Raw genomic sequence first — 6,664 nt, 5'->3', positions numbered from 1 at the left:
ATTGCCTATGCAAAAGCAAAAAGTGACTGCCCAGAACAACAATTAATCGATGCAGAAGATAAATTAGCCGTGAATATTGGTTTAGAAATCTTAAAAATTGTACCAGGGCGCATTTCAACTGAAGTGGACGCACGCCTTTCTTATGATACCGACGCCACAATTGAAAAAGCGAAAAAATTAATCGCACTTTATAACGAAGCAGGGATTGCCAATGAGCGTATCCTGATCAAAATCGCCTCCACTTGGCAAGGTATCCGTGCAGCAGAAGCGCTTGAAAAACAAGGAATTAACTGTAACTTAACGCTGTTATTCTCTGAAGCTCAGGCACGTGCTTGTGCTGAAGCGGGAGTGTATTTAATTTCCCCTTTCGTGGGTCGTATTCTAGATTGGTATAAAGCGAACGGTGATAAAAAGGATTATGCGCCAGCGGAAGATCCGGGTGTGATTTCCGTGACGAAAATTTACAATTACTATAAACAACATGGTTATAACACTATTGTGATGGGTGCGAGTTTCCGTAATGTAGGTGAAATTACAGAGTTAGCAGGTTGCGACCGTTTAACTATTGCGCCAGCATTGTTAAAAGAATTACAAGAAAATACCAGTCCATTGGTGCGTAAATTAAGCTACACTGGTGAGGTGAAAGCCAAACCAATGCCATTAACTGAAGCGGAATTCTACTGGCAGCACAATAGTGATGCGATGGCAGTGGAAAAATTGGCTGATGGAATCCGTAAATTTGCTGCTGACCAAGAAAAATTAGAAGCCATGCTGTTAGCAAAATTTTAATTTAAGAGCGGTCTTTTTTGATTAAAACTGAGCTTGTTTAGCTCAGTTTTTTTATTGATGTGGAATACCATCGATTTTCTTCCTGATTTTGAAACTAATAGTTACATTTATTACTAAATTTTACTTAGTATAAATTTATTTCCTGTATACTCTTTTGATTAGAATACAATTATGCTGTTTACACAGTAATTTTTTACTCATCATGAGCCGAAAATGCGCGAAGAAACCCCATTATTATTGTTAAATCATCCTTTTGATCTTGAATTAGTCGCTGGGTTAACCCAAAGTGAAAAAGGTAATTATCTTGATTTTATTGTTGATCGTCCAAATGGTATGAATGGTTATATGTTGCAGTTGACGACTTTTGGTAAAGGTTATGCATTCGATGGCAAACAGCATCTTATCATGCAACCTGGTCAGTTATTGCTTTTTGCGCCTAATGCCATGCAGCATTATTATCGTTATAGTGAGAGCCAATATTGGCATTATAAATGGATTTATTTCTATCCACACCCTAAATGGGGAAAATGGTTAAATTGGGTAAATAGCGAGCAGAATATTGGTCGTATTATGATTAAAGAACATCGCTACTTGCAAGAAATTAGCCAAATCTTTAGTAAAATTGAGCAAGAATTAAAATACGGTAGCTCATTTAAGGAAGATATTGCAACAAGTTTACTAGAATACTTGTTGATTAAGTGTATTAGTGCAGAAAAAATTGCAATTGATCATGCTATGGATAGCCGTATTTTAAAAGTGTGTGATTTCATTTCTGAAGATCTTGCTAAAAATTTAAGTATTGATTTACTGGCTGAACGTGTTTACCTCTCTCCTTCTCGTCTATCTCATTTATTTAAACAATCATTGGGTATCAGTCTTGTACAGTGGCGAGAGCTGCAACGAGTTTCTGAAGCTAAAAAATTACTTTACTTTTCTGATATTCCGATTAGTACGCTTGCTAAATCCTTAGGATATGATGACCCTTTCTATTTCTCTAAAGTTTTTAAGAGACACACTAGATTATCGCCTTCACAATTTCGTGCAATGGAACGAGATAAAACGATCTGTGATCCAGATCGCAATCTGTAGGACGTAGCAGAATTTTCCAGCTTTTCAACAAAAAATTACATACCATTTGTGAGATATAAACTCTAGGATCATGCAACCTTTGGTTAGAGATGAGCGCATTAATACATCATTTCTAGCTGTATAAGCCAAGGTGATTAAACGCTAATTCTTTATGAGGAGCTCACTTATGAAAAAACTAGGATTTAACCGTTTATTGCTTTCTGGATTGCTTGCTTTTGCCTGTTATGGACAAGCGGTTGCTAATGATTTGGTCAATATTGTGAAAATTGATGGAATCCCGTGGTTTAACCGAATGGCAGAAGGGGTCGCAGAAGGAGGTAAAGATAGTGATATCAAGGCGATTCAAGTCGGACCATCAAATACTGATGCACCACAGCAAGTAAAAATGATCGAAGATTTAATTGCGAAAAAAGTACCTGCTATTTCAATTATTCCAAATGATGCAAGTGCGTTAGAACCTGTACTAAAAAAAGCGAAACAGAATGGAATGGTTGTATTAACTCATGAATCTATTGGTCAACCAAGTGCTGACTGGGATATTGAAACTATCGATAACCAACAATTTGCAGCTGATTTGGTAGAGGAAGTAGCAAAATCCCTTGGTGGTAAGGGTGGTTATGTGCTGTATGTGGGTAGCTTGACTGTACCACAACATAATTTATGGGCAGATTTATTTGTTAAATATCAGAAAGAACATTATCCAGATATGTTTGAAGTAACAAGCCGAGTGCCTGTTGCAGAAAACATTAATGATGCGAGACGTACGACTATCGATTTAGTTAAAGCTCATGCAGATTTAAAAGCAGTCGTTTCTCTTGGCTCACAAGGACCAATCGGAGCTGGGCTTGCGGTAAAAGAAAAACGTTTAAAAAATAAACTTAAAGTCTTTGGTTTGATGATTCCATCACAAGCAGCAGCTTTAGTGAAATCAGAACACATTACAATGGGGATTACTTATGATCCTGCTGATGCTGGCTATGTGCTTTCAACAGTAGCAGCGAAAGTACTGAAAGGTGAAAAAATCGAACAAGGTTTTGAAATTCCTAAAATTGGTAAAGCTAAAGTTGATCAAGATAAAAAATTACTTCAATTCCACAAAATTTTACGTGTGACAAAAGATAACGTAGATACGTTATATTAAAAAATCAGCCCCTTCTTTAGCAAATGGGATAGAGGGAGATTTAGCGGAAATAGGTAACAAAGAGAGTCCGATTAAATCGACTGTGGATTGACTGATTTTTGAGGATTATTTTCTTCGTCATTTAAGACTGTCAAATCTTCCTTAACTTGCTTAGCAACTAAAGAAGGCACTACTCAAAGCGGTCATATTTCCGCAAAATTTTGCAAATCGTCGCGTTCACGAGAGTCGATTAAATGTCACCCATCAAAAGGAGAGATTATGACATTTATTTCAATGAAAAATATCAGCAAGACCTTTCATGGCATCAAAGCATTAAATCAAGTCGAATTGTCGCTGAATTACGGCGAAGCACTCTGCCTTGCGGGGCAAAACGGTTGTGGAAAATCGACCTTGATTAAAATTTTATCAGGTGTATATCAACCTGATGCTAATGCTCAAATTCAAATTGGTGCAGAAACTTATACTAAACTCACACCTGAAGAATCTATCAACAGAGGGATTCAGGTGATTTACCAAGATTTAGCATTATTCCCAAATTTAACTGTTGCTGAGAATATTGCGATTAATACTTATCGTCAGTTTGGTTGGGTGAATCAGCAAAAACAACGTGAAATTGCGCAAAAAGCGATTGATAGTATCAATGCCGATATAAATTTAGATACGATATTAGAAAGTTTACCAATTGCTCAGCAGCAGTTGGTAGCAATTTGTCGTGCATTAGCACAAAATGCCAAATTATTGATTATGGATGAACCAACTGCATCACTTACAGCTAAAGAAGTGAATGACTTACTTGATGTTGTATTAAAACTGAAAAGTAAAGGAATTAGCATTATTTTTGTTAGTCATAAACTGAATGAAGTAATGAGCGTATCTGACAGCGTTTTAGTGCTAAAAGATGGCAATATGATTGGTAAATATCCAATTAAAGAAATGACTGAAAAACGGCTTGGTTTCTTGATGACTGGGCTTGAAATTGAGAATAAACGGTTAGAAGCAGTGGATTTTTCGCAGCAACCAACAGTGTTAGAAGTGAAGAATCTTTCTCTAAAAAATCAATATAATAACGTCAATTTTTCACTCAAGCAGGGAGAAATTATCGCATTAACAGGGTTGCTTGGGTCAGGTAGAACCGAGCTATGTTTAAGTCTATTTGGTATTACTCAACCTGACTCAGGTGAAATTTTAGTTGAAAATCAATCCGTGAGTTTTAAAACTAATCGTGATGCAATTGCACATAAAATTGCATATGTGTCAGAAGATCGTATGACGACAGGGTTGATTATGCAAGAGTCGATTCATCACAATATTATCTCAAGTATTTTCAGCAAAATTGCTAATAAATTTAATGTAATTGACCAACAAAAAGCCTATGGTTATAGCAATAAATTAATTGAATCATTAAAAATCAAAGTATCCGATTCTGATTTACCTGTGAATACCTTATCTGGCGGAAATGCTCAGCGAGTTTCTATTGCGAAATGGCTGGTAACAGATCCAAAGATTATTATTTTAGATTCGCCAACTATTGGGGTCGATATTGCCAATAAAGACGGTATTTTCCAAATTGTAAAATCCCTTTCTCAACAAGGTATTTCCGTGATTTTTGTTACCGATGAAATAGAAGAAGCATTTTATAACAGCCATCGAGTATTAATTATGAAAAAAGGCACCATTACGCATGAATTTATGCCAAATCAAACCACAGAAAAAGCGATTGAGGAGGTAATTTATGAAAACGCTCAATAATAAAATTTTATTTGCGACGATTTTAGTTTTATCTCTACTACTTTCATTTTTTACTAATGATTTTGCTACTATTGAAAATCTCTATGATGTAGTTAATAACTATACTATGTTGATGATTTTAGCCTGTGGGTTGTTTATTGTGCTCATTTCGGGAGGAATTGATATTTCTTTTCCTGCAATCACTATTATTTCGCAATATCTCATGATTTCGCTAATTTCAAAATATGATTTTGGTTTTTTAGGAGTATTCATTATTGCAAGTGCGGTCGGCATTTTACTCGGTTTTGTGAATGCGATTATCATTAATAAACTGAATGTACCTTCTATTATTATTACAATTTCTACTTTAAATATCTTTTATGGCGCACTGTTCTATTTAACCAAAGGGGTATGGTTATACGATTACCCAGAATGGTTTCAAGAAGAAATTATCTTCATTAAAGCTGTCACAGCAGATGATTTTGTGTATGGTTTATCTTTCCAAACGGTGATTGCAATTTTTGCTGTGGTTTTGACAGGGATTATTGTCAATAAGCTGAGTATTGGGCGCAAAATTTATGCTTTAGGTGGTAATCAAGATGCTACTTCACGAATTGGTTTTAATATCTTAAAACTGCATCTTTTTGCTTATGGTTATATGGGATTTATGGCTGGATTAGCTGGTGTAGTACAGGCTTATACTGTGCAATCTGTGGCTCCTAACTCGTTGCTTGGCTACGAATTAACTGTACTTGCTGCTGTAGTGTTGGGCGGAGCGAGTCTATCTGGTGGTAAAGGTACGCTAACAGGCACAATAATGGGTGTTGCATTATTAGCGATTATTCAAAATGGCTTGAATTTAATGAATGTATCATCTTACTGGCAAACTATTATTACGGGGATCATTATTATTGTCAGTATTAGTGCAACGGCATTAGGCCAGCGAAAAGGAGCGTAATTATGCGAATGGCAAAAGACAATTCAATTCAGTATTTAGGTATTCTATTTTTAGCCGCCATTATTATTTTTAGTGTGTTGATTCCTGACGTTTTCTGGTCAGTTGCAAATTTTCAATCAATGGCATCGCAAATTTCAGTATTAGGTATTCTTACATTAGCAATGGCTATTCCAATGATTACGGGTGGAATTAATTTATCAATTATTGCTAGTATGAATGCTTGTTCGCTCATAATTGCTTATTATGTCACTCAGCAAGATAGTAGCTTATATTTAATTCTTGGCTTAACTTTAAGTTTACTTTGCGCAGTTATGATTGGCTTATTTAATGGTGTATTGATTGCCTTTATTAAAGTGTCACCGATTTTAGCAACACTCGGTACAATGACGTTAATTAATGGTATCAATATTCTTTTAACCAATGGTTCGACGATTGCCAATTTCCCTGAATCGATTTTAAGTATTAACTCAATAGAAATTTTTTATATTCCATTGCCTGTATTACTATTTATTGTTTTAGCTGTAGTAGTTTGGTTTATTATGGAAAAAACAACTATCGGTAAATCAATCTATTTTATTGGTAATAATGAGAAAGCGACTTTGTATTCTGGGATTAATGTCAATAAATCAATTACTATTGTCTATGTCTTGTCTTCAATTTTATGTGTTTTTGCTGCAGTCATTATGATGTCAAAATTAAATTCTGCAAAAGCGTCTTATGGTGATTCCTATTTATTAATTTCAATTTTAGCTGCTGTATTAGGTGGCATTAACCCAGACGGTGGCAAAGGTAAAATTTTTGGTATTATTATTGCGTTAATTATTTTGCAAATGATTGAAAGCGGTCTAAATATGTTAGGAATTAGCAGCTATATTACAATGATTCTTTGGGGCGTGTTATTAGTTATGTTTATTTTCCTGCAAAAGAGCAAATTTCTTAAACCTTAATTGGGGGCAATT

The 6,664-nt window shown here is 35.2% G+C and carries 6 protein-coding genes; all 6 read left to right on the top strand.

What is annotated here, in order from left to right; genetic code table 11:
• The coding region (gene tal, locus ACFSAV_RS10150) for a transaldolase (RefSeq protein WP_379099244.1) at positions 1-789 on the top strand (789 nt) is incomplete at its 5' end.
• 213 nt (positions 790-1,002) lie between these two features.
• Complete coding sequence (gene araC / locus ACFSAV_RS10145) at positions 1,003-1,878, top strand: arabinose operon transcriptional regulator AraC (RefSeq protein ID WP_379099241.1); 876 nt, start codon at positions 1,003-1,005, stop codon at positions 1,876-1,878.
• 166 nt (positions 1,879-2,044) lie between these two features.
• Positions 2,045-3,019, top strand: a complete 975-nt coding sequence (locus ACFSAV_RS10140) for a substrate-binding domain-containing protein (protein ID WP_379099238.1) — start codon at positions 2,045-2,047, stop codon at positions 3,017-3,019.
• Between the two features lie 258 nt (positions 3,020-3,277).
• Complete coding sequence (locus tag ACFSAV_RS10135; protein WP_379099235.1) at positions 3,278-4,768, top strand: sugar ABC transporter ATP-binding protein; 1,491 nt, start codon at positions 3,278-3,280, stop codon at positions 4,766-4,768.
• The gene (locus tag ACFSAV_RS10130; RefSeq protein WP_379099232.1) at positions 4,752-5,705 is read left to right on the top strand and encodes an ABC transporter permease; all 954 of its coding nucleotides are present in this window, start codon (positions 4,752-4,754) and stop codon (positions 5,703-5,705) included. Before ACFSAV_RS10135 ends, ACFSAV_RS10130 begins: the two co-directional genes overlap by 17 nt.
• A gap of 2 nt (positions 5,706-5,707) precedes the next feature.
• Positions 5,708-6,652 (top strand): ABC transporter permease, encoded by a 945-nt coding sequence (locus ACFSAV_RS10125; protein WP_379099229.1) that lies wholly within the window; start codon positions 5,708-5,710, stop codon positions 6,650-6,652.
• Positions 6,653-6,664: the final 12 nt, after the last annotated feature.

The sequence above is a fragment of the Pasteurella oralis genome, assembly GCF_042681465.1.
GTDB lineage: Bacteria > Pseudomonadota > Gammaproteobacteria > Enterobacterales > Pasteurellaceae > Pasteurella > Pasteurella oralis.
This window is presented reverse-complemented; position numbering and strand designations above follow the sequence as displayed.

Coding starts and splice junctions, on each gene's coding strand:
- ACFSAV_RS10130 (WP_379099232.1), top strand. CDS start 4,752: ATGAAAACGCTCAATAATAAAATTTTATTTGCGACGATTTTAGTTTTA.
- ACFSAV_RS10135 (WP_379099235.1), top strand. CDS start 3,278: ATGACATTTATTTCAATGAAAAATATCAGCAAGACCTTTCATGGCATC.
- araC (WP_379099241.1), top strand. CDS start 1,003: ATGCGCGAAGAAACCCCATTATTATTGTTAAATCATCCTTTTGATCTT.
- ACFSAV_RS10125 (WP_379099229.1), top strand. CDS start 5,708: ATGCGAATGGCAAAAGACAATTCAATTCAGTATTTAGGTATTCTATTT.
- ACFSAV_RS10140 (WP_379099238.1), top strand. CDS start 2,045: ATGAAAAAACTAGGATTTAACCGTTTATTGCTTTCTGGATTGCTTGCT.